Origin of the sequence: Streptomyces diastatochromogenes (genome assembly GCF_002242805.1) — a bacterium.
Lineage (GTDB): Bacteria > Actinomycetota > Actinomycetes > Streptomycetales > Streptomycetaceae > Streptomyces > Streptomyces diastatochromogenes.
In genome coordinates this window covers 1-19,870 of the sequence record NZ_MCGQ01000005.1, presented here as the reverse complement: position 1 = coordinate 19,870, position 19,870 = coordinate 1, and the positions used below count along the sequence as shown (strand labels likewise).

The 19,870-nt window shown below is 70.4% G+C and carries 21 protein-coding genes and 1 rRNA gene; 13 read left to right on the top strand and 9 right to left on the bottom strand.

What is annotated here, in order from left to right; translation table 11 throughout:
- The first annotated feature begins 9 nt into the window (after positions 1 to 9).
- From BEK98_RS50790 to BEK98_RS02315, 3 genes are all read left to right on the top strand, one after another.
- A complete protein-coding gene (locus tag BEK98_RS50790) occupies positions 10 to 126 on the top strand; it encodes an SGM_5486 family transporter-associated protein (protein WP_094214645.1) in 117 nt (38 codons plus the stop codon).
- Positions 127 to 309: 183 nt separating this feature from the next.
- On the top strand, positions 310 to 516 hold the full coding sequence (locus BEK98_RS02320) for a hypothetical protein (protein ID WP_094214644.1): 207 nt from the start codon (positions 310 to 312) through the stop codon (positions 514 to 516).
- A gap of 77 nt (positions 517 to 593) precedes the next feature.
- On the top strand, positions 594 to 1,112 hold the full coding sequence (locus tag BEK98_RS02315) for a SixA phosphatase family protein (protein WP_094214643.1): 519 nt from the start codon (positions 594 to 596) through the stop codon (positions 1,110 to 1,112).
- Between the two features lie 81 nt (positions 1,113 to 1,193).
- Here the strand turns inward: BEK98_RS02315 and serB are convergent, their stop codons facing one another.
- Both serB and BEK98_RS02305 read right to left on the bottom strand, forming a co-directional pair.
- Positions 1,194 to 2,402, bottom strand: coding sequence for a phosphoserine phosphatase SerB (serB, locus tag BEK98_RS02310; protein WP_094214642.1), 1,209 nt, complete (start codon positions 2,400 to 2,402; stop codon positions 1,194 to 1,196).
- Positions 2,403 to 2,625: 223 nt separating this feature from the next.
- Positions 2,626 to 4,392, bottom strand: a complete 1,767-nt coding sequence (locus tag BEK98_RS02305) for a streptophobe family protein (RefSeq protein WP_094214641.1) — start codon at positions 4,390 to 4,392, stop codon at positions 2,626 to 2,628.
- 241 nt (positions 4,393 to 4,633) lie between these two features.
- Here BEK98_RS02305 and BEK98_RS02300 point away from each other — a divergent pair, with 241 nt between their 5' ends.
- Positions 4,634 to 7,168, top strand: coding sequence for an ABC transporter ATP-binding protein/permease (locus BEK98_RS02300; RefSeq protein ID WP_094214640.1), 2,535 nt, complete (start codon positions 4,634 to 4,636; stop codon positions 7,166 to 7,168).
- 83 nt (positions 7,169 to 7,251) lie between these two features.
- Here the strand turns inward: BEK98_RS02300 and BEK98_RS02295 are convergent, their stop codons facing one another.
- The 3 genes from BEK98_RS02295 to BEK98_RS02285 all read right to left on the bottom strand — a co-directional run bounded on the left by BEK98_RS02295 (position 7,252) and on the right by BEK98_RS02285 (position 10,078).
- Entirely contained in the window at positions 7,252 to 7,998 is a 747-nt protein-coding gene (locus BEK98_RS02295; protein WP_094214639.1) for a transglycosylase SLT domain-containing protein, read from the bottom strand.
- 299 nt (positions 7,999 to 8,297) lie between these two features.
- On the bottom strand, positions 8,298 to 9,383 hold the full coding sequence (locus tag BEK98_RS02290) for an S-adenosylmethionine:tRNA ribosyltransferase-isomerase (protein WP_094214638.1): 1,086 nt from the start codon (positions 9,381 to 9,383) through the stop codon (positions 8,298 to 8,300).
- Complete coding sequence (locus BEK98_RS02285; protein ID WP_094214637.1) at positions 9,380 to 10,078, bottom strand: SDR family NAD(P)-dependent oxidoreductase; 699 nt, start codon at positions 10,076 to 10,078, stop codon at positions 9,380 to 9,382. Before BEK98_RS02285 ends, BEK98_RS02290 begins: the two co-directional genes overlap by 4 nt.
- 228 nt (positions 10,079 to 10,306) lie before the next feature.
- Here BEK98_RS02285 and BEK98_RS02280 point away from each other — a divergent pair, with 228 nt between their 5' ends.
- The 4 genes from BEK98_RS02280 (at position 10,307) to BEK98_RS02265 (ending at position 12,923) form a co-directional block, all read left to right on the top strand.
- Complete coding sequence (locus BEK98_RS02280; RefSeq protein ID WP_094214636.1) at positions 10,307 to 11,452, top strand: GAF domain-containing sensor histidine kinase; 1,146 nt, start codon at positions 10,307 to 10,309, stop codon at positions 11,450 to 11,452.
- Positions 11,445 to 12,086, top strand: coding sequence for a response regulator (locus BEK98_RS02275; RefSeq protein WP_094214635.1), 642 nt, complete (start codon positions 11,445 to 11,447; stop codon positions 12,084 to 12,086). Before BEK98_RS02280 ends, BEK98_RS02275 begins: the two co-directional genes overlap by 8 nt.
- A 171-nt stretch (positions 12,087 to 12,257) precedes the next feature.
- Positions 12,258 to 12,503 (top strand): chaplin, encoded by a 246-nt coding sequence (locus BEK98_RS02270; protein WP_094214634.1) that lies wholly within the window; start codon positions 12,258 to 12,260, stop codon positions 12,501 to 12,503.
- A gap of 180 nt (positions 12,504 to 12,683) precedes the next feature.
- Positions 12,684 to 12,923, top strand: coding sequence for a chaplin (locus BEK98_RS02265; RefSeq protein WP_094214633.1), 240 nt, complete (start codon positions 12,684 to 12,686; stop codon positions 12,921 to 12,923).
- Between the two features lie 57 nt (positions 12,924 to 12,980).
- Here BEK98_RS02265 and BEK98_RS02260 read toward each other — a convergent pair whose 3' ends face one another.
- The gene (locus tag BEK98_RS02260) at positions 12,981 to 13,769 is read right to left on the bottom strand and encodes a hypothetical protein (RefSeq protein WP_094214632.1); all 789 of its coding nucleotides are present in this window, start codon (positions 13,767 to 13,769) and stop codon (positions 12,981 to 12,983) included.
- A gap of 151 nt (positions 13,770 to 13,920) precedes the next feature.
- Between BEK98_RS02260 and BEK98_RS02255 the strand changes: the two genes are divergently transcribed.
- The 3 genes from BEK98_RS02255 to BEK98_RS02245 all read left to right on the top strand — a co-directional run bounded on the left by BEK98_RS02255 (position 13,921) and on the right by BEK98_RS02245 (position 16,280).
- The gene (locus BEK98_RS02255) at positions 13,921 to 14,712 is read left to right on the top strand and encodes an ABC transporter ATP-binding protein (RefSeq protein WP_094214631.1); all 792 of its coding nucleotides are present in this window, start codon (positions 13,921 to 13,923) and stop codon (positions 14,710 to 14,712) included.
- A gap of 61 nt (positions 14,713 to 14,773) precedes the next feature.
- Positions 14,774 to 15,205 (top strand): NfeD family protein, encoded by a 432-nt coding sequence (locus BEK98_RS02250; protein ID WP_094214630.1) that lies wholly within the window; start codon positions 14,774 to 14,776, stop codon positions 15,203 to 15,205.
- A 118-nt stretch (positions 15,206 to 15,323) separates the two neighbouring features.
- Positions 15,324 to 16,280, top strand: a complete 957-nt coding sequence (locus BEK98_RS02245; RefSeq protein WP_094214629.1) for an SPFH domain-containing protein — start codon at positions 15,324 to 15,326, stop codon at positions 16,278 to 16,280.
- Positions 16,281 to 16,330: 50 nt separating this feature from the next.
- Here the strand turns inward: BEK98_RS02245 and BEK98_RS02240 are convergent, their stop codons facing one another.
- The 3 genes from BEK98_RS02240 to BEK98_RS02230 form a co-directional block, all read right to left on the bottom strand.
- A complete protein-coding gene (locus BEK98_RS02240; RefSeq protein WP_094214866.1) occupies positions 16,331 to 16,837 on the bottom strand; it encodes an HNH endonuclease in 507 nt (168 codons plus the stop codon).
- A gap of 155 nt (positions 16,838 to 16,992) precedes the next feature.
- Positions 16,993 to 17,544: a YbhB/YbcL family Raf kinase inhibitor-like protein gene (locus tag BEK98_RS02235; RefSeq protein ID WP_094214628.1), complete on the bottom strand. Its 552-nt coding sequence runs from the start codon at positions 17,542 to 17,544 to the stop codon at positions 16,993 to 16,995.
- A 40-nt stretch (positions 17,545 to 17,584) separates the two neighbouring features.
- Positions 17,585 to 18,367, bottom strand: a complete 783-nt coding sequence (locus BEK98_RS02230) for a sporulation protein (protein WP_094214627.1) — start codon at positions 18,365 to 18,367, stop codon at positions 17,585 to 17,587.
- A 138-nt stretch (positions 18,368 to 18,505) separates the two neighbouring features.
- Here BEK98_RS02230 and BEK98_RS02225 point away from each other — a divergent pair, with 138 nt between their 5' ends.
- Both BEK98_RS02225 and BEK98_RS02215 read left to right on the top strand, forming a co-directional pair.
- Positions 18,506 to 19,156, top strand: coding sequence for a DNA-3-methyladenine glycosylase (locus tag BEK98_RS02225; RefSeq protein WP_094214626.1), 651 nt, complete (start codon positions 18,506 to 18,508; stop codon positions 19,154 to 19,156).
- A 609-nt stretch (positions 19,157 to 19,765) separates the two neighbouring features.
- A 16S ribosomal RNA gene (locus tag BEK98_RS02215) occupies positions 19,766 to 19,870 on the top strand; the annotation flags it as partial.

The following is a 19,870-nucleotide window of genomic DNA, read 5'->3' as shown; positions in this document are numbered from 1 at the left end:
ACTGGCGGCATGCCAGTGCTCGACCCGAACCCCCAGAACGGCCAGAAGAAGATGCTGGTCGTCTTCGGCTCGTTCTTCGCCATCTTCGTGATCATCGCCATCATCGCGACGATCGCCTCGCCCTGATCCGGCCACCCGGCCCGACCCGCGACACGCCCTGATGGTGGGGCTGGCCCCCCATCCCCTAGGGGGTCAGGGTCAGGGTCAAGTGGGTGGATCTCCGGATGGGTTGAGGGCCCCGGATTCCGTAGCTTCGAGAGGTGACCGCAGCAGGCGGCCAGGACCACTCGAGGACCCACGGAGGCGACCATGCCGGCCCGCACGCACACCCGGCCCCACCCGGCGACCACGGGCGGCGTCGACATCCGGCTGCCCTGGTGGGCGCTCGCCCTGCCCGCGCTCGCCTTCATCGCGCTGCTCGCGCTGATACTGAACCCGTCGGACGCCCACGCGGCGAGCGGCGACCCGGCGATCACGCAGCTCTTCGAGCGCGTGCAGCAGCTTCTCGCGCGCTGAGCAGGGCCCCCGCACGCGGTGAATCCGCATGTCAACTCCCTGCGCCGCATGGCCTGTTTCATGCGAAGCTGGGTCCCATGAGCGTCGCAGAACCCCGCAGGATCGCCCTCTTCCGGCATGCGAAAGCCGACTGGCCCCAGGTGTCCGACCATGACCGCCCGCTCGCTGAGCGGGGCCGCAAGGACGCCGCAGTCGCCGGGCGCAGGCTGGCCGACACCGGCATCACCTTCGACCTGGCCCTGTGCTCCACCGCGGTCCGGACCCGCGAGACCTGGAAGCTCGCCGTCCACGAGCTCGCGCACCGGCCGAAAACCACCTATGAGGAGCGGGTCTACGAGGCCTCGCCCGGCGAGCTGATCGCCGTGCTCAACGAGATCCCGGACGACGTGCAGAACGTGATCCTGATCGGCCACAACCCGGGCGTGCACGGCCTGGCCGACATCCTCGCGGGCGAGTCCGAGGGCGACGCCCGCGAGCGGATGAACCGCCGAGGCTTCCCCGCCGCGGGCTTCGCACTGCTGTCCTACGACGGCGCCTGGAAGAGCCTGGAGCCGGCCGTGGCCACACTGACGGACTACTGGGCACCCGCCGAGTGACGACACCCATGGCAGGAGGGCCCGGCACCACAGCGGTGCCGGGCCCTCCTCAGCTCCGGTGCACGCCCCGTCCGGGGCGGCTCAGCCCTCGTCGTGGGTGTCAGCCGCCTCGACCTCTTCGCGGGTGACGCCCAGCAGATACAGGACGGTGTCCAGGAAGGGGAAGTTCACCGCCGTGTGCGCGGCCTCGCGGACCACCGGCTTGGCGTTGAAGGCGACACCGAGACCGGCCGCGTTCAGCATGTCCAGGTCGTTGGCGCCGTCACCGATCGCCACCGTCTGCGACAGCGGCACCCCGGCCTCCGCGGCGAACCGGCGCAGCAGCCGCGCCTTGCCCGCGCGGTCCACGATCTCGCCGGTGACCCGCCCGGTCAGCTTCCCGTCGACGATCTCCAGCGTGTTGGCCTGCGCGAAGTCCAGCCCCAGCCGCTCCTTCAGATCGTCCGTGACCTGGGTGAACCCACCGGAGACCACACCGACTTGGTAGCCGAGGCGCTTCAGGGTGCGGATGAGCGTGCGCGCGCCCGGCGTCAGCCGTACCTCGTTGCGCACCTTCTCCACCACCGAGGCGTCCAGCCCCTTCAGCAGGGCGACGCGCGCGTGCAGCGACTGCTCGAAGTCCAGCTCCCCGCGCATCGCCGCGGCCGTCACCTCGGCGACCTGGTCCTCGCAGCCGGCGTGCGCGGCGAACAGCTCGATGACCTCGTCCTGGATGAGGGTGGAGTCCACGTCCATGACCACCAGCCGCTGGGCACGCCGGTGCAGGCCCGCCGAGACGACGGCGATGTCGACACCCAGTGCCGCCGCGTCGGAGGCCAGGGCCGTGCGCAGCGGCTCGGTCTCCACACCGGAGACGGCGAACTCCACCGCGGTCACCGGGTACTTGGCGAGGCGGAAGATACGGTCGATGTTGCCGCCGGCCTTGGCGATCCGGGCGGCGATGGCGGCCGTCGACTCGGCGGTGAGGGGGTGACCGAGGACGGTCACCAGGGAGCGCCCGAGACCACGGGGACGGTTGTCGCCGTGCCCCGAGATGATCTCCGCCTGCATCTTCATCGACTCGGCCCAGCTGTGCACGGTGGCCCTCAGGTCGCCCTCCAGGCTCGCCGGCGGCTGGGTGACCAGCACGCACAGCACCAGGCGGCCCCGGGTGACGACCTGCTCGATGTCGACCACGTCGACGAGGTAGGCGGCGAGGGTGTCGAAGAGGCCGGCCGTGATGCCCGGCCTGTCCTTGCCGAAGATCTTGACGAGGAGAGTGGGGACCTCGGAGGTCTGCGAAGCGCTCATGGTGTCACCACCGTATCCGGCACCCAGTGCCTTCCGCCCGTGAGGTCCGCCTGACGGACACGGAACAATGGGTGTCGGGCCAATGTAGAGGATCTTGCCTCACGACGACGACCCGGCCCCGGCCCGATCCCGCCGGTACGGTCCGGTTCCTGCCGGTACGGTCCGATCCCACCGGTACGGCTCCGCGTCTACCCCGACTGTGCCACGCGGGCCACTGCCACGCTCACCTCCTGGGTCTGCGGGGCGGAGCCGGTGGTGGTGGCGGAGGCGGCGGTGGCCCCTCGTCCGGTGCGTCCGGTGCGCGATCACGCGGGCGTGCTCCAGGACGGTTCCGGGGTGCGGGGGGAGGCGGGCCGAAGGGCCGGGCCACGGTCGGGGCGCCGTACACGTCGTCCCCGGTCGAGGACGGCCGCACGTCCTCCGGCTGCGCCCGCAACTGCTCCGGCACCTGGAGGTAGGGGTTCGTGCCCGGGTTCGGCGGCCGGTACGGCCTGCTCGGCGCGTACGGTCCGGCCCCGTCGCCGGACCCGGATCGCCCGGAGCCCACGCTGCCGTACCCGTGGTCCACGCCCCTGCCACGGCTGTCCCCGACGACCGCGCCGCCCCGCCCCGGCCCCACCACCCGAGCCCCAGCCGCCCCCGCCACCCACGCGAGCCCGGCCCCCGCCGCCCCGGCACCCGCACCCCACAGGGCGCCCAGGAGCAGCGCCATGCCCAGGTGGCCGTGCAGCTCGATGCCCGCGCCGAAGGCGTCGAAGCCCAGTACGGACAGCGAGGCGTCCACCGAGACGTCCGCCAACCAGGCGAGGAAGGGCAGGGCGAGCGCGGTCGCGACCCCGAGGCGCAGGGCGCAGCGACCGGCGAACCCCGCCGCACCACCCGCGCCGGGCAGCGGTGTCCGTACCGCCGTCAGCACCCCGGCCAGCAGCATCATCAGCGCCGCCGCCACCGCGAGCAGCCACACCCGCCCGTCCAGCTCGGCCAGCCGGCCCACCGTGACGGGCTGGTCGGAGTGCGCGCTCAGCAGCTGGTCGAGAGGGTGGGGCAGCACGGTGCCCAGGGCGCCGGTGGCCTTGCCGTCCCAGGGGACGAACAGGCCGATCGGGATACCGAGCCACACCCCGTTCGGGGCGCCCAGCAGGGCCGCGCCCGCGATCCGGCGCGGGTGGTCGTCGCCGATCGCCGCGTACGCCGCCGCCGCGAGCCCGGCGGCCACGGCCACCAGCAGCACGGTGACGAGCGCCGAGACCGCCGGCCGCACCACCCGGTGCACGGCGTCCCAGCCGGGCGGCAGGGGAGTGCGCCGGGAGGCGAACAGGGCGATCAGCAGGATTCCGGCGGACCAGCACAGGCCACCGAGCAGGGTGGGCGCGGTGTCCACGGTGAAACCGACCGCGGCCTTCGCGTGGATCAGATCGCCGATCCGGTCCGGCAGCAGCCCGCCGACGTCCCCCAGACCGGGGATGTTCAGACCGCCCCCCTTGCCGCCCCCGCCGGGCAGCTTGTCCAGACCCAGCGAGCCGCCGTCGATCGTGATGACGTCGTGCCCGGCCCACGCCAGCCCGCCCAGCGTCGCCACGAAGAGGACGACCACCGCGCCCGCGCGCGCCAGGAGTTCGGACGGGGCGATCACAACTCCGGCCGTGCGCAGGGACCGTAGGAAGAACCACGACAGCAGCAGGGCGCCGACCAGGCTCACCCCCAGTGGCGTGATCTCGACGGCCGTGTGGGCCTCGGCGCCCTTCAGCCCGAAAGCGGACACATCGCCCGACGGCGAGACCGAACCACCCGCCCCGAGCGCCACAACAGCCGCCGTCATCGGGCCCAGTGAGCCCGCCGCGTCCGCCTGCAGCAGATGCAGACCGAGCGCGGCCGTGCCCGCCATCCCTATCAACGCCCAGCTGACGGCGGCGATCGCGGACAGCAGGATGTCCGTCCACGGCAGCGAGGTGCCGTGCCGTGCGGTCTCGACGCCCTTGGCAGCGCTCATGGCAGACCCCCCGATCCGCGGCGCGGCACCACAGCCGCGCTTGTCCCCCTCGCGGGGGATTACCACTCTCCGGCCCGGTTTCAACCCCGTCAACGGGGCGAGTTGAAGCGCGTACGGGCGCCCTTCACAAGGCCCGACTTTCGGTCATGGGGCCCCGCCTGAAATAGTTCCCGACGATGTTCGACATCCCTAGACTCCCTGTGATGGGGGTAACTCGGGGGACTACTCAGTGGGGCATGGAGTGCCGGAACTCGTACTGGAAACAAACGGAAGGACCTGGACGCTCGACCCGTCCAGGCCCTATACCCTCGGACGCGATCCGCAGGGTGACATCGTCTTCGACGACGCCAGGGTCTCCTGGCGCCACGCCACGGTCAGCTTCAACGGCCGCAGTTGGGTCATCGAGGACCACGGCAGCACCAACGGCACCTTCGTGCAGGGCCAGCGGATCGGCCAGACGGAGATCGGCCCCGGCTCGGCGGTGCACCTCGGCAACGCGACCGACGGACCGCGCCTGAACCTCTCCGGTGCCGCCGCCACCGCTCAGCCTCAGCAGCAGGCCGCGCCGTACGCCGCCCAGGGTGCGGGGGCCGGCTGGGCGCAGCAGGCTCCGCAGCAGCAGGCCCCGCAGGCCGGTTGGCAGCAGCCGCAGCAGGCCGCGCCGATTCCGCAGCAGCAGGGCGCTCCGGCCGAGCAGTACGCGCAGAAGGTGCCCGGTGGCGGCGCGGGGGCGCCGCCGGTCTACGGCGACCGCAGCCCCACGACGTTCCACCAGTTCGCCATCGGCAACGTGATGCGCATCGGCCGTGCCCTGGAGAACGAGCTGGTCGTCTCCGACCTGCAGGTCTCCCGGCACCACGCCGAGTTCCACTCGGTGCCCGGCGGCCGCTTCGAGATCCGCGACCTGGGCTCGCACAACGGCACCTACGTCAACGGCCAGCCGATCCCCAAGGGCGGCTCGATACAGCTCGGCCCGAACGACATCGTCGGCGTCGGCCACTCCACCTTCCGCATCGTCGGCGACCGCCTCGAGGAGTTCGTCGACACCGGTGAGGTCTCCTTCTCCGCGCGCCACCTGACCGTCACGGTCGACGGCGGCAAGCAGATCCTGAAGGACGTCTCCTTCGGCGTCCCGGAGAAGTCGCTGATCGCGGTCATCGGCCCGTCCGGTTCCGGCAAGTCGACCCTGCTCAAGGCGCTCACCGGCTACCGGCCCGCCAACCAGGGCGAGGTGTTGTACGACAACCGCAACCTCTACAAGCAGTTTGCCGAGCTGCGCCAGCGCATCGGTCTGGTCCCGCAGGACGACATCCTGCACAAGGAGCTGACCGTCAAGAAGGCCCTCAAGTACGCGGCCAAGCTGCGCTTCCCCGCCGACACCACGGCCGCCGAGCGCGACGCCCGCATCGACGAGGTGCTGCGCGAGCTGAAGCTCGACATCCACAAGGACAAGAAGGTCACCTCTCTCTCCGGTGGCCAGCGCAAGCGTGTCTCGGTGGCCCTCGAACTGCTCACCAAGCCGTCGCTGATCTTCCTGGACGAGCCGACCTCGGGCCTCGACCCGGGTATGGACCGTGACGTCATGCAGCTGCTGCGGGGCCTGGCCGACGACGGCCGCACGGTCCTCGTGGTCACCCACTCCGTGGCCGAGCTGGCGATCTGCGACAAGCTCCTGGTGATGGCGCCCGGCGGTTCGGTTGCCTACTTCGGCCCGCCGGAGGAGGCGCTGAACTTCTTCGGCTACGACACCTGGGCCGACGTCTTCTCCGCCTTCGAGAACTACCGCGACTACGACTGGGCGGGCCGCTGGAAGGGCTCGCAGCACTACCAGATGTACGCCGCGGACATCGACGCGGTCGCCCCGCAATCCGTACACATGCCTCCGCCACAGGCGATGAAGCCGCCCAAGCCGCAGGGCTGGGGCTCGCAGCTGATGACCCTGATCCGGCGGTACGTGGCGGTCATCGCCTCCGACAAGGGATTCCTGGCGCTGACGGTGATCCTGCCGGCGGTGCTCGGCGCGGTCAGCCTGCTGATCGACCACAACCGGGGCCTGCTGGTCAACGAGGCGGTCAACCCGCGCACCGGCGCGCACGTCCCGAACGGCACGGCCACCACGGTGCTGCTGATCCTCGCGGTCGGCGCGTGCTTCGCCGGTGCGGCGAACTCCGTGCGTGAGCTGATCAAGGAACGGGTCATCTACGAGCGGGAGCGCGCGACCGGCCTGTCCCGGTCGGCCTACCTGATGTCGAAGGTGGTCGTGCTCGGCGCCGTCACCGTGCTCCAGGGCCTGATGGTCGGCGTGATCGGCTTCTCCAGCCGCGAGATCCCCGACCAGGGGCTCGTCCTCGGCAGCTCGACGCTGTTCGAGCTGTGCCTGCCGATCATGGCGCTCGGCTTCAGCTCGATGATGTTCGGCCTGGTGATCTCCTCGCTGGTGAAGACCGCCGAGAAGACCATGCCGCTGCTGGTGATGTTCGCGATCATCCAGGTCGTCTTCACCGGCTGCCTCTTCACCCTGCACGGCACCCTCGGCGTCAACGAGTTCTCGTACCTGATGCCGTCGCGCTGGGCGGTGGCCGCCGCGGGCGCCACGCTGGACTTCAACAACATCGCGCCGAACACCGACGACCCGAGCAGCACGGACCCGCTGTGGAACCACGAGGCCTCGGCCTGGGGCCTGGACATGTTCGCGCTGATCGTCCTCGGAGTGGTCTGCGGCTTCTTCGTCGCCCGCTTCCTGCGCCGGCACGAGCCGGAGGTCATGCGGAAGTAACCGCGGCCGTACGACGCGAAGGGCGGCACCCCCTGGAGGGGTGCCGCCCTTCGGCGTCGCGTCGTCAGAGGCCCGCGCCGGCCTCAGTACGCGCTGTTGACGTTGTCGATCGAGCCGTACTTGTCGGCCGCGTAGTTGGCGGCGGCGGTGATGTTGGCGACCGGGTCGTAGATGTTCCACGAGGTGCCGGTGACGTGGTACGCGTTGAAGGTCGGCGGGATGACCTGCAGCAGGCCCTTCGACGGGATGCCGTTGATGGCGTTGATGTCCCAGTTGTTGATGGCCATGGGGTTGCCGGAGGACTCCCGCATGATGTTCTTGTGCAGGCCGTTGTAGCTGCCCGGGATGCCCTTGGACTTCATGATGTCCAGGGCCTGGCGGATCCAGCCGTCGAGGTTGTTCGTGTAGGTCTTCGCGGCGACCAGCTGCATCTGGGGGCGCTGCGCGGAACGGCTCGCGGCCTCCTTGGCGGCGCGCTCCTGGGCGGCCTTCTTGGCAGCGGCCTCGGCGGCGGCCTTCTGCTTCGCCGCGGCCTCGGCCTGCTGCTTGGCGGCGGCGTCGACCGCGGCCTTCTGCTTGGCGGCGAAGGTGTCGAGCTTGACCGACTCGGCGGCGAGCTGGCCGGTGAGCGTGCCCTTGACGTCCTTGGCCGGCTGGGCGGCGACCTGCGCGGCCACGGCCGGGGCACCCGTGGTGATGGACTCGGCGCTGCTGGGGACGGCCGAGAAGGCGAGGGCGGCAGCGCCGAGCACGCCGACACCGGCGATCGCGACCTTGTGCTGCCGGGTCAGCGCACGACTATGACCACGAGTGAGGATGTTCTTGGGCATGGCTGATGGACCTCTTCGAATAGCGCGGAGGTCGCTCTGCGTCCGCCGGAGGAATCAGCTCCTCCTGCACGAACGCCGCGGGGGGAACCCCGCAGCGCTGAGCGACGAGAGCAATTCTTAGCGGCCGCAAAATCCTGTGGCAAAGGTGTGACGTACGATCCCCGATAGTGGACCGGGCAAGGGCAAAACGGGACAGACTGGAACGTCTGCCCCGTTCGTGCCGGGAGGCAATATCTCCTATGTCCGTTCGTACGTGATGTGGGCCCTATGTGCGGGCTCACATCGGCGGCGTGGAATTCTCACCAGGAGTTGCCGTCGCAACGCTCTGAGTGAGGCGCCTCCTCCGGGAGGATGAGGTGGACGTCCCCGAACTCGTGCCACAGATAGAGCCCGCGCAGCGCCTCCTCGTACGCGCGGTCGACCGCGGCCCGCCCCGCGACCGCCTCCAGCATCAGCAGATGCGAGGCCTCCGGCTCGTGCAGCCCGGTCAGCAGCCCGTCGACCGCGCGCACCCCGCGCTCGGGTGTGACCACCAGGTCGGTCCACCCCTCGGCCGCCCGCACCACCCCGTCCGGCCCGGTAGCCGACTCCACGGCCCGCACGGCCGTCGTCCCCACGGCGATGACCCGCCCGTCACCCGCCTTCACGGCGTTGATCAGCCGCGCCGACGCCACCGGCACCGCGAACCGCTCCGGATACGGCGGCTCGTGCGCCTCCGCCGACGCCACCCCCGTGTGCAGAGTGATCGGCGCGAACTGCACCCCACGGCTCACCAGCTCCGCCACCAGCCGCGCGGTGAAGGGCCGCGCCGCACTCGGCATCTCCGCGCTGCCCGCCCCGTCCGGCGACGGCAGCGCGAACACCGTCTGATAGACGGACAGCGGCTGGTCCCGCTCCGTGTAGGAGTAGCGGATGGGCCGCCCGTGCTCCCCCAGCACCCGAAGGACCTCCGCCCCGGACACCCGCGCCCACCACAGCCGCTCACCACGCCCGCTCAGCGGCTCCTCCAGGACCAGCCGAGCCCCGCCGGGCAGCCCCACCTCTGTCCCCGCAGGCGTGCCTGCACGCGCGCGTGTAGTACCCCTCCCGTCCGGTTCCCGCAGCTCGACCGCCCACCGCCCGTCGTCCCCGCGCGTCGAGAAGTGCACCACCACGCGCGCGTGCCCGATCCGCCCGTCCACCGCGGCCGCCAGCGTGGGCGAGGTGTTCACCACCAGCAGGTCCCCCGCCCGCAGCAGCCGCGGCAGCTCGGCGAACACGTGGTGCGTCACCTCGGTGCCGCGCGACACCAGCAGCCGTACGTCGTCCCGGTCGAGACCGGGACCCCGCTGCTCGGCCGGCACGCGCGCGGACAGCCCCTCCGGAACCCGCACCCTGACGCTCACAGCGCCTCCCGCAGCGCGGCCGCGGTGTACCGGCTGCTCGCCGGGCGCCTGTCCAGCAGCCGCAGGAAGGCAGGAGCGATCTCCTCGGGCGTCGGCGTGCCCGACAGGTCCTCGTCGGGCTCGGCGGCGGCCAGCATGTCCGTCCGCATGCCGCCCGGATCGACCCACCAGACCCGCAGCCCCGGTTCCTCCACCGCGAGCACGGCGGACAACTGGTCCACAGCCGCCTTCGTCGCCCCGTACGCGCCCCAGGTCCGGTAGGCCTCCACCGCCGCGTCGGAACTCACGTTGATCACCGCTCCCGCAGGGCCCTCGCGCAGCAGCGGCAGCGCCTCCTGGAGCAGCGCCAGCGGAGCCACCACATTGGTCTCCAGCGCTGCCCGGAAGCCGTCCAGCGGTTGGCTGCCCAGCGGGACCAGGGGCTCGGCGCCCAGGATCCCCGCGTTGTTCACCACCAGGTCGACACCGCCCAGCTTCCGCGCGGCGGCCACCAGCTCGGCCCGGTGCCCGGCGTCCGTGACGTCCCCGGGCAGCGCCTCCACCCGCGTACCGTGCCCGGCGAGAGCCTGCGCGGCCTCCTCCAGGGGGCCCGCGCCACGGGCGTCGAGCACCAGGTCCCAGCCCCGCGCGGCCAGCGCCTCGGCGAGCGCCCGCCCCAGCCCCTTGGAGGCCCCCGTGATGATCGCTACCGGCATGACAACCGTCCCCTCGTCGCTTGCCGCCCCGTCGGAGCGGTGACCACAACCTAGGAACGGCACCCCCCGCGGCGCCTCGGACGCGGGCCGCAATACGGCGGGGTCCTTCGACGTACGCCGCACGTCCCGGGGCCGGAGACCTACCTCGACGGCCCTAGGTCCAGCGGACCGGACCCGGCGGTCACAGGTCCGATCCGCACTGTCACACCCCGCCGGTACCGTGAGGACATGAGTCAAGGCCCCCGGTCCGGCCTCGCGGCGGTCAGCTCCGCGCTGCTGGCCATGAGCAGGCATCTCGAGGTGCGCGACGTCCTCAAGACGATCGTCGCCTCCGCCCGCGAGCTGCTCGACGCGCAGTACGCCGCCCTCGGCGTCCCCGACGACCACGGCGGCTTCGCCCAGTTCGTCGTCGACGGCGTCAGCGACGCCCAGTGGAAGGCCATCGGCCCGCTGCCCCGCCAGCACGGCATCCTCGCCGCGATGCTGCGGGAGGCCCGGCCCGAGCGCCTCGCCGACGTGCGCAAGGACCCGCGCTTCGAGGGCTGGCCGTCCGCCCACCCCGACATGTCCGACTTCCTGGGCCTGCCGATCCGCGACGGCGACGAGGTCATCGGCGCCCTGTTCCTGGCCAACAAGAACTGTCCCAAACCCGAAGGCAGCTGCGGCTTCACCGAGGAGGACGAGGAACTGCTCTCGATCCTCGCCCAGCACGCCGCCATCGCTCTCACCAACGCCCGCCTCTACGAGCGCAGCCGCGAGCTGACCATCGCCGAGGAGCGCTCCCGCCTCGCCCACGAACTGCACGACGCGGTCAGCCAGAAGCTCTTCTCCCTGCGCCTGACCGCCCAGGCCGCGGCCGCGCTGATCGACCGCGACCCCGCCCGCGCCAAGGGCGAGCTGCACCAGGTCGCCGCGCTCGCCGCCGAGGCGGCCGACGAACTGCGCGCCGCCGTGGTGGAGTTGCGCCCCGCCGCCCTGGACGAGGACGGCCTGATCGCCCCCCTGCGCACCCAGATACAGGTCCTCGACCGCGCCCACACCGCGCGCGTCACCTTCGCCAGCAACGGCTTCCGCGCCCTGCCCGCCGCCCAGGAGGAGGCCCTGCTCAGGGTCGCCCAGGAGGCCCTGCACAACGCCCTGCGCCACTCCGGCGCCGAGCACGTCGACGTGACCGTGGACCGGCGCGGCAGCGGAGCCGTCCTGCGCGTCAGCGACGACGGCAGCGGCTTCGACCCGCAGTCGGTCCGCCGCGCCGGACGCCACCTGGGCCTGGTCTCGATACGGGACCGGGCGAGCGGTGTCGGCGGCACGCTGGCCGTGGAATCGGCGCCCGGCAAGGGCACCACGATCGAGATGGAGGTCCCCGGTGGCTGACGCAATCAAGGTGCTGCTCGTCGACGACCACCAGGTCGTCCGCCGGGGCCTGCGCACCTTCCTGGAGGTGCAGGACGACATCGAGGTCGTCGGGGAGGCCGCCGATGGTGCCGAGGGGGTCGCCCGTGCCGAGGAGCTGCGGCCCGACGTCGTCCTCATGGACGTCAAGATGCCGGGTATGGACGGCATCGACGCCCTGCGCAGGCTCCGTGAACTGGACAACCCCGCGCGCGTGCTGATCGTCACCAGCTTCACCGAGCAGCGCACGGTCGTCCCGGCCCTGCGCGCGGGCGCCGCCGGGTACGTCTACAAGGACGTGGACCCCGACGCGCTGGCCGGCGCCATCCGCTCGGTGCACGCCGGGCACATCCTGCTCCAGCCCGAGGTGGCCGGCGCCCTGCTCTCCCAGGAGGAAGCCAACTCGGGTCAGGGAAGAGGGGGTTCGCTCACCGAACGGGAGCGCGAGGTGCTCGGCCTGATCGCCGACGGCCGCTCCAACCGGGAGATCGCCCGTGCCCTCGTGCTGTCCGAGAAGACCGTCAAGACGCACGTCTCCAACATCCTCATGAAACTGGACCTCGCCGACCGCACCCAGGCCGCCCTGTGGGCCGTACGCCATGGCGTGACCGGCTGAAACGCCCTCCCCAACACCTCACGGACGGCAACTCGGAAGGTTCCGTTCCGGACTGAGATTCATACCGTCGTGGGAATGTCACCCGGATGGCGCATCCTCCGGCGATCTCCGCCGTTCTCCAGTGCGTGCTGCGGTCAACCGCCGCGGCGAACGCCAAGGAGGGCTTAGACAGTGAAGAACCTGAAGAAGGCAGCGGCCGTGACGATGGTGGCCGGTGGCCTGCTGGCCGCCGGTGCGGGGATGGCCTCCGCCACGGACGGCGCCTGGGCCGGCGGCGCGGCCCACGGCTCTCCGGGTGTCGGCTCGGGCAACGTAGTCCAGGCCCCGGTGCACGTCCCGGTCAACGTGTCCGGCAATAGCGTGAACGTCATCGGCGTGCTGAACCCGGCCTTCGGCAACCTCGGCCTGAACGGCTGAGCCAGGGCCGACCACGATCTCAGGCCTCCCGGGCCCACCGGGAGGCCTGTCAGGTTGTCATCCGAGTGGCCTGAACGGGGGCTCGACGAGCGGCTCCCGCACCCCGGCGAAGACTCCGGCGTTGATCAGCGCACGACCCACGGCCGGGTCGGACACGCACACGCAGGAGGAACCCGTCCCATGAACATCGCCAAGAAGGCCGCCCTCGCCGTCACCGTCGCCGGTATCGCCGCAGGCGCCTCCGCCGGAGCCGCCGTCGCCGACACGAGCGCGAACGGCGCGGCCGCGAAGAACCCGGGCGTCGGCTCGGGCAACGTCGTCCAGGTCCCGGTCCACGTCCCGGTCAACGCCACCGGCCTGAGCGTCAACGTGATCGGCTTGCTGAACCCGGCCTTCGGCAACGCGTCGGTCAACGACTGAGGCGCCAGGCGGCCGAGAGGGCTCCTCGGGCGACCGACTCGGGGAGCCCCTGCCGACTCAGCGAACCCCCCGCTCCCGCTCCTCCACGATGGAGTTGTACGCCGCCACCTGCGCCCGCCGGGCCGTCCGCTCGACCGGCCGCAGCGCCGCGGACCGCGCCCCCATCTCGGCGGAGCTGACCGCACCCCCGTGCCCGTTGTCGTAGGCCAGGGACACCAGCAGCCCCACCCGCTGTGCCAGCTCCAACACCCGCACCGCACGCGGCGGATACCCCGGCGCCAGCACCTCCCGCCCCCGCTCGGCCCGTGCCCGGTACGCGTCGATCGCCGCCTCGGCCACCGGACCCGACCCGGCGACATCCAGCTTCGACAGCACCTCGGTCGCGTCCCGCAGGGCCTCCGCCAGCTCCCGCTCCGCCTCGCCCAGCGACGGCACATCGGCGGGCGGCGCCTCCCGCACCGGCAGCACATGCCAAACCACCTCGACATGCACATCACCCTCGGGCCCGGCCGCGTACACCTCCGGAACCAGCCCGAACGCGGCACCGAAGCAGACCACCGCCTCCTCGGCCTCCAGCGCCCGCGCATTGAACTCAGGCGGCCCGCTCAGCCCCAGCGGATGACCGGGCGCGGGCAGCGCGAGTCTCAGGCCGGTCACCCCCAGTGCCCGCAGCCGCCCGAGCGCGAGCGTGAGCCCGACCGGCGCGGACTCACCCGGCAGCCCCTCCACCCGGTGCACCGCGTCCTCGCCCACGATGGCGAGTACGGCGTCATCCGGAGAGACAAGTCCGGCCAAAAGGGCATTTCCCCAAGCGGCAAGGCGTCCTGAACGCGGTTCCGAGAGCATGCCCCCACCCTAAGGACCGGACCGATGGAATGGAGCGGCGCACTCGTGGCGTAGATTTCATGAGGGGCTGCGCCCACCGGCGCGGCGGACCGAGCCCACAGGCGTACGCGACAGCCGAGACCGGCACACTGCAAGGGGAGACAACGCGCTCATGAGCGATGTTCTGGAGCTTCAGGACGTATCCGTGGTCCGCGAGGGCCGGGCTCTGGTGGACCAGGTCTCCTGGTCGGTCAAGGAGGGCGAGCGCTGGGTCATCCTCGGCCCCAACGGCGCCGGCAAGACCACCCTCCTGAACGTCGCCTCGAGCTACCTCTTCCCCAGCAAGGGCACCGCCACCATCCTCGGCGACACCCTCGGCAAGGTCGACGTCTTCGACCTGCGCCCGCGCATCGGCGTGGCCGGCATCGCCATGGCCGACAAGCTCCCCAAGCGCCAGACCGTCCTCGAGACTGTGCTGACGGCCGCGTACGGCATGACGGCCCACTGGCAGGAGGAGTACGACGAGGTCGACGAGCAGCGCGCCCGCGCCTTCCTCGACCGCCTCGGCATGAGCGACTACGTCGAGCGCCGCTTCGGCACCCTCTCCGAGGGCGAGCGCAAGCGCACCCTGATCGCCCGCGCCCTGATGACCGACCCCGAGCTGCTCCTGCTCGACGAGCCCGCCGCCGGCCTCGACCTCGGCGGCCGCGAGGACCTGGTCCGCCGCCTCGGCCGGCTCGCCCGCGACCCCATCGCCCCCTCCATGATCATGGTCACCCACCATGTCGAGGAGATCGCCCCCGGCTTCACCCACGTCCTCATGATCCGCCAGGGCAAGGTCCTCGCCGCAGGCCCGATCGAACTGGAACTCTCCTCCCGCAACCTCTCTCTCTGCTTCGGCCTGCCGCTCGTCGTCGAGCAGGTCGGCGACCGCTGGACCGCCCAGGGCCTGCCCCTGTCCTGACGCCGCGCCACTCCCCGTTCGCGCCCTGTCCGCCGCCCGACCGCGGTCCTACCATGACCCTGTGAACGACATCTCCGCATGGGTGTGGTGGCTCGTCGGCGCGGCGGCGCTCGGAATCCCGCTCGTGGTCACCGCGATGCCGGAGTTCGGCATGCTCGCGGTGGGAGCCGTCGCCGCCGCGGTCGTCGCCGGACTGGGCTTCGACGCCGTGATCCAGGTACTCGCCTTCGTCGTCGTCTCGGTCGCCCTCATCGCCGTCGTCCGTCCCATCGCGACCCGGCACGGCAGACAACGGCCCCAACTCGCCACCGGTGTCGACGCCTTGAAGGGCAAGCAGGCAGTCGTCCTGGAACGCGTCGACGGCTCCGGCGGCCGGATCAAGCTCGCCGGAGAGATCTGGTCGGCCCGCGCCCTCGACACCGGCCGCGCCTACGAAGTGGGCCAGGAGGTGGATGTCGTGGACATCGAAGGGGCCACCGCGATCGTCATCTGAGCCATCCGGCCCACGAGTTGGGCGACGGTCTGTCAGACTCGACCAGCAAGATCTTCAACAACCATAAGATCTGCCGAGGTGCCGAGGTGCCGGGGCGGAGAGGGGTGCGGGGAACACGATGGAACCGGTCATCATCGTCCTGATCATTCTGGTGGTGTTGGTCTTCATCGCCCTGATCAAGACCATCCAGGTCATCCCACAGGCCAGCGCCGCCATCGTGGAGCGCTTCGGCCGCTACACGCGGACACTCAACGCGGGCCTCAACATCGTGGTCCCGTTCATCGACACCATCCGCAACCGCATCGACCTGCGCGAACAGGTCGTACCGTTCCCGCCCCAGCCGGTGATCACCCAGGACAACCTGGTCGTGAACATCGACACGGTCATCTACTACCAGGTGACGGACGCCCGGGCGGCCACCTACGAGGTCGCCAGCTACATCCAGGCCATCGAGCAGCTGACCGTCACCACGCTCCGCAACATCATCGGCGGCATGGACCTCGAACGCACCCTGACCTCCCGCGAGGAGATCAACGCGGCCCTGCGCGGCGTCCTCGACGAAGCCACCGGCAAGTGGGGCATCCGCGTCAACCGCGTCGAGCTGAAGGCCATCGAGCCGCCCACCTCCATCCAGGACTCGATGGAGAAGCAGATGCGCGCCGACCGTGACAAGCGCGCGGCGATCCTCACCGCGGAAGGTACGCGGCAGGCGGCCATCCTCACCGCCGAGGGTGAGAAGCAGTCCCAGATCCTGCGTGCCGAAGGTGAGGCCAAGGCCGCCGCCCTGCGCGCCGAGGGCGAGGCCCAGGCCGTCCGTACGGTCTTCGAGGCGATCCACGCCGGCGACCCGGACCAGAAGCTCCTGAGCTACCAGTACCTCCAGATGCTCCCGAAGATCGCCGAAGGCGACGCCAACAAGCTCTGGATCGTCCCCAGCGAGATCGGCGACGCCCTCAAGGGCCTCTCCGGAGCGATGGGCAACTTCGGCTCGCTGGGCGGCGGTCAGGGCGGCGGCAACTCCGTCCCGCCCCAGAACAACGGCAGCGAACGCCGGGAGAAGCCGTCCATCGACTGACCTCCGTAGGTGAAGTGGGGGCCCGNNCGGGCCCCCACTTCACCTACCGGCTACGCCGCGGGCTGCGCCAGCCACTCCGGCAACGCGTCGAGGTCGTCCCGCCCCAGCGCCAGCAGCATCGCGTCCGCCGGTGTCGGCTCGAACGGCTGCCGCAACAGCGCCATCCCCGCCTCCTCCGGAGTCCGGTTCGCCTTGTGGTGATTGTCCTCCGCACACGCGGCGACCGTATTCAGCCACGTGTCCTGCCCACCCTGCGACCGCGGCAGCACATGGTCCACGGTCGTCGCCCTGCGCCCGCAGTACGCGCACCGGTGCCGGTCCCGGACCAGCACCCCCCGCCGCGACCAGGGCGCTTGTCTTCGGAACGGCACCCGTACGTACCTGCACAGCCTGATCACCCGGGGCGCGGGTATGTCCACATCGGCACCGCGCATGCGCAGTTCGGGATGGGACTGCTCGACGACGGCCTTGTCCTGCAGCACAAGGACGACCGCTCGGTTCAGAGTCACCGTCGACAGCGGCTCGAAGCTCGCGTTCAGGACCAACGTGTCACGCATCCAGCCCACCTCCCGTGCGCACCTGCCCGCCTCCCCGGCGGGCTTGGATCAACTCTGGACGGGCGCGCCGAGATGGACAACGCAATAAAAAATGCCCGCCTCCGATCACTTCCAAGACCGGAGGCGGGCAAACGTTCTATGAACGCTTGGCTGAATCAATGCGGTGCGCCGCCTGCAGCGGGGTTCTCGTACTCACCGATGAGCTGGGCACGCGCGAGCGCGTGGAACCGCAGATTGAAGCCGACGACGGCAGGAGAGACGTCCGCGTTCGGGCCGAGCTTCTCCTGGTCCACCGCGTACACCGTGAAGACGTACCGGTGCGGGCCGTCCCCGGGCGGCGGAGCGGCACCGCCGAAGTCCTTCGACCCGTAGTCGTTGCGCACGTGCACCGCACCCTCGGGCAGGCCCTCGAACTTGCCGCTGCCCGCACCCGCCGGCAGCTCCGTGACGGAGGCGGGGATGTCGAACAGGACCCAGTGCCAGAACCCGCTGCCGGTCGGCGCGTCGGGGTCGTAGCAGGACACGGCGAAGCTCTTGGTCTCCGCCGGGAAGCCCTCCCACCGCAGCTGCGGAGAGACGTTCCCCTCGGCGTAGACCTGGGCGCTGCCCAGCGTCGCGCCCTCCTCGATGTCCTCACTCGTCACCGTGAACGACGGCACGGGCGGATGGAAGTCGTGGGGGAGCGGCCGCCGCTTGAGCTCGGTCACCTCGGTACCTCCTGATCGTTCTCGTTCAGTAGGTCAGAGCCTAGAACCAGTTGCGCTTGCTGCCGACCTCGGACAGCCACTGGTTGAGGTAAGCCGCCCAGTCGGTCCCGTGGAAGTCGTTCAGACCCACCTGGAAGGAGCGGAAGGTGTCGGAGCCCTCGCTGAACAGACCCGGCTTCTTGTCCATCTCCAGGATGACGTCCATGGCGTGCTCGTCGGCCACGAAGCTCAGCTCGACCTGGTTCAGGCCCCGGTACTGCGACGGCGGGTAGAACTCGATCTCCTGGTAGAACGGCAGCCGCTGCCGCGTACCCCGGATGTGGCCGCGCTCCATGTCCGCGTTCTTGAAGCGGAAGCCCAGCTGGATGAAGGCGTCCAGGATCGCCTTCTGCGCCGGCAGCGGGTGCACGTTGATCGGGTCCAGGTCGGAGGAGTCCACGGCACGGGCGATCGCCAGCTCGGTGGTCACCCCGATGTGCATCCCGCGCAGCGACTGCCCGTCGATCATCGTGACCGGCGTCTCCCAGGGGATCTCGAGACCGAACGGCACCGCGTGCACGGCCCCCGCCTGCAGCTCGAAGGCACCACCGAGCCGCACCTTGGTGAACTCGATGTCCTGCTTGTACTCCTGGTCGCCGCTCTCGACCTCGACGCGCGCCTGCAGGCCGACGGACAGACCCTCGATGTCCTGGTTCACGGACCCGCCCTGGATCCGCACCTCGCCCTGGACCACGCCTCCCGGTACGGCATTGACCTCGGTCAGCACCGTCTCGACCGAGGCGCCGCCGGCCCCGAGGCTCGCGAGCAGCTTCTTGAACGCCATGACTCTCCCTTTACGAATGGACCCTCGACCCGTACAAACGCGATCCGGTCACGACCGGTTCCGAAGCCACACCCTGGCAAGGGGAGCGATCCTTGACCACCCCTTGGCCCGGAACCCTCTGGACTACGCTCGGACGGCATGATCGCGCCCCCGGACCGTACGCCACTGCCCCGAGAGTTCTTCGACCGCCCCGTCCTGGATATCGCCCCCGACCTCCTCGGCCGCATTCTGGTCCGTACGACCCCCGACGGCCCGATCGCCGTGCGCCTCACGGAGGTGGAGGCGTACGACGGCCCGAACGACCCCGGCTCACACGCCTACCGTGGCCGCACCGCCCGCAATGAAGTGATGTTCGGTCCGCCCGGACATGTGTACGTCTACTTCACCTACGGCATGTGGCACTGCATGAACCTGGTCTGCGGACCCGAGGACACGGCGAGCGCCGTCCTGCTCCGGGCCGGTGAGGTCATCGAGGGCACCGAGCTGGCTCGCAAACGTCGACTTTCGGCCCGAAATGACAAGGAACTGGCCAAGGGTCCGGCTCGCTTGGCCACAGCCCTGGAGGTCGACCGCGCCTTGGACGGCACGGACGCGTGCGCATCCGGTGAGACACCGCTGAGGATGCTGACCGGCACTCCTGTGGCCCCTGACCAGGTGCGCAGCGGTCCGCGCACCGGAGTCGCCGGCGAAGGCGGCAACGGCGACGTCCATCCCTGGCGGTTCTGGGTGGCCAACGACCCGACGGTGAGCCCCTATCGGGCCCATGCGCCAAGGCGTCGCTCAAGTTGACGCGCCCTTGCGAGGTGCGTAATGTAGCCCGAGCCGCTGAACCGGGTACGGCAATCGCCTGCAGCCGGAGCGGCCAACCCACTACCTAGTTACAACCCCTCGACGGGGTCGATTCTGGCGCGCCCGCGTGCCCGAATTCGAACCCGAGAGACTCGATTATGAGTTGCCGAGGGAATCGGCTAGCGTAGTGAATGTCGAAAGGCCGACGGGCGAAAGCCCAAAAGGCCCGAGACAATCCCGCCGACCGGGAATCGGACGCCGAAAGGATCTGATAGAGTCGGAACCGCCGGAAAGGGAAACGCGAGAGCGGAAACCTGGAAAGCACCGAGGAAATCGGATCGAGAAAAGATCTGATAGAGTCGGAAACGCAAGACCGAAGGGAAGCGCCCGGAGGAAAGCCCGAGAGGGTGAGTACAAAGGAAGCGACCGTTCCTTGAGAACTCAACAGCGTGCCAAAAATCAACGCCAGATATGTTGATACCCCGTCTCCGGCCATCACGGCTGGGACGAGGTTCCTTTGAAAAAACACAGCGAGGACGCTGTGTCCGAGAGGATCATTCCTCCTCTTGGACCGCTCTCGTGATGTGTGCACCGGATTACCGGTAAACATTCACGGAGAGTTTGATCCTGGCTCAGGACGAACGCTGGCGGCGTGCTTAACACATGCAAGTCGAACGATGAAGCCCTTCGGGGTGGATTAGTGGCGAACGGGTG

Bases quoted from the DNA above. Each gene is read 5' to 3' on its own strand.
- BEK98_RS50790 (WP_094214645.1), top strand. From the start codon at position 10: ATGCCAGTGCTCGACCCGAACCCCCAGAACGGCCAGAAGAAGATGCTG.
- BEK98_RS02320 (WP_094214644.1), top strand. From the start codon at position 310: ATGCCGGCCCGCACGCACACCCGGCCCCACCCGGCGACCACGGGCGGC.
- BEK98_RS02315 (WP_094214643.1), top strand. From the start codon at position 594: ATGAGCGTCGCAGAACCCCGCAGGATCGCCCTCTTCCGGCATGCGAAA.
- serB (WP_094214642.1), bottom strand. From the start codon at position 2,402: ATGAGCGCTTCGCAGACCTCCGAGGTCCCCACTCTCCTCGTCAAGATC.
- BEK98_RS02305 (WP_094214641.1), bottom strand. From the start codon at position 4,392: ATGAGCGCTGCCAAGGGCGTCGAGACCGCACGGCACGGCACCTCGCTG.
- BEK98_RS02295 (WP_094214639.1), bottom strand. From the start codon at position 7,998: ATGCCCAAGAACATCCTCACTCGTGGTCATAGTCGTGCGCTGACCCGG.
- BEK98_RS02285 (WP_094214637.1), bottom strand. From the start codon at position 10,078: ATGCCGGTAGCGATCATCACGGGGGCCTCCAAGGGGCTGGGGCGGGCG.
- BEK98_RS02280 (WP_094214636.1), top strand. From the start codon at position 10,307: ATGAGTCAAGGCCCCCGGTCCGGCCTCGCGGCGGTCAGCTCCGCGCTG.
- BEK98_RS02265 (WP_094214633.1), top strand. From the start codon at position 12,684: ATGAACATCGCCAAGAAGGCCGCCCTCGCCGTCACCGTCGCCGGTATC.
- BEK98_RS02260 (WP_094214632.1), bottom strand. From the start codon at position 13,769: ATGCTCTCGGAACCGCGTTCAGGACGCCTTGCCGCTTGGGGAAATGCC.
- BEK98_RS02255 (WP_094214631.1), top strand. From the start codon at position 13,921: ATGAGCGATGTTCTGGAGCTTCAGGACGTATCCGTGGTCCGCGAGGGC.
- BEK98_RS02245 (WP_094214629.1), top strand. From the start codon at position 15,324: ATGGAACCGGTCATCATCGTCCTGATCATTCTGGTGGTGTTGGTCTTC.
- BEK98_RS02240 (WP_094214866.1), bottom strand. From the start codon at position 16,837: ATGCGTGACACGTTGGTCCTGAACGCGAGCTTCGAGCCGCTGTCGACG.
- BEK98_RS02230 (WP_094214627.1), bottom strand. From the start codon at position 18,367: ATGGCGTTCAAGAAGCTGCTCGCGAGCCTCGGGGCCGGCGGCGCCTCG.
- BEK98_RS02225 (WP_094214626.1), top strand. From the start codon at position 18,506: ATGATCGCGCCCCCGGACCGTACGCCACTGCCCCGAGAGTTCTTCGAC.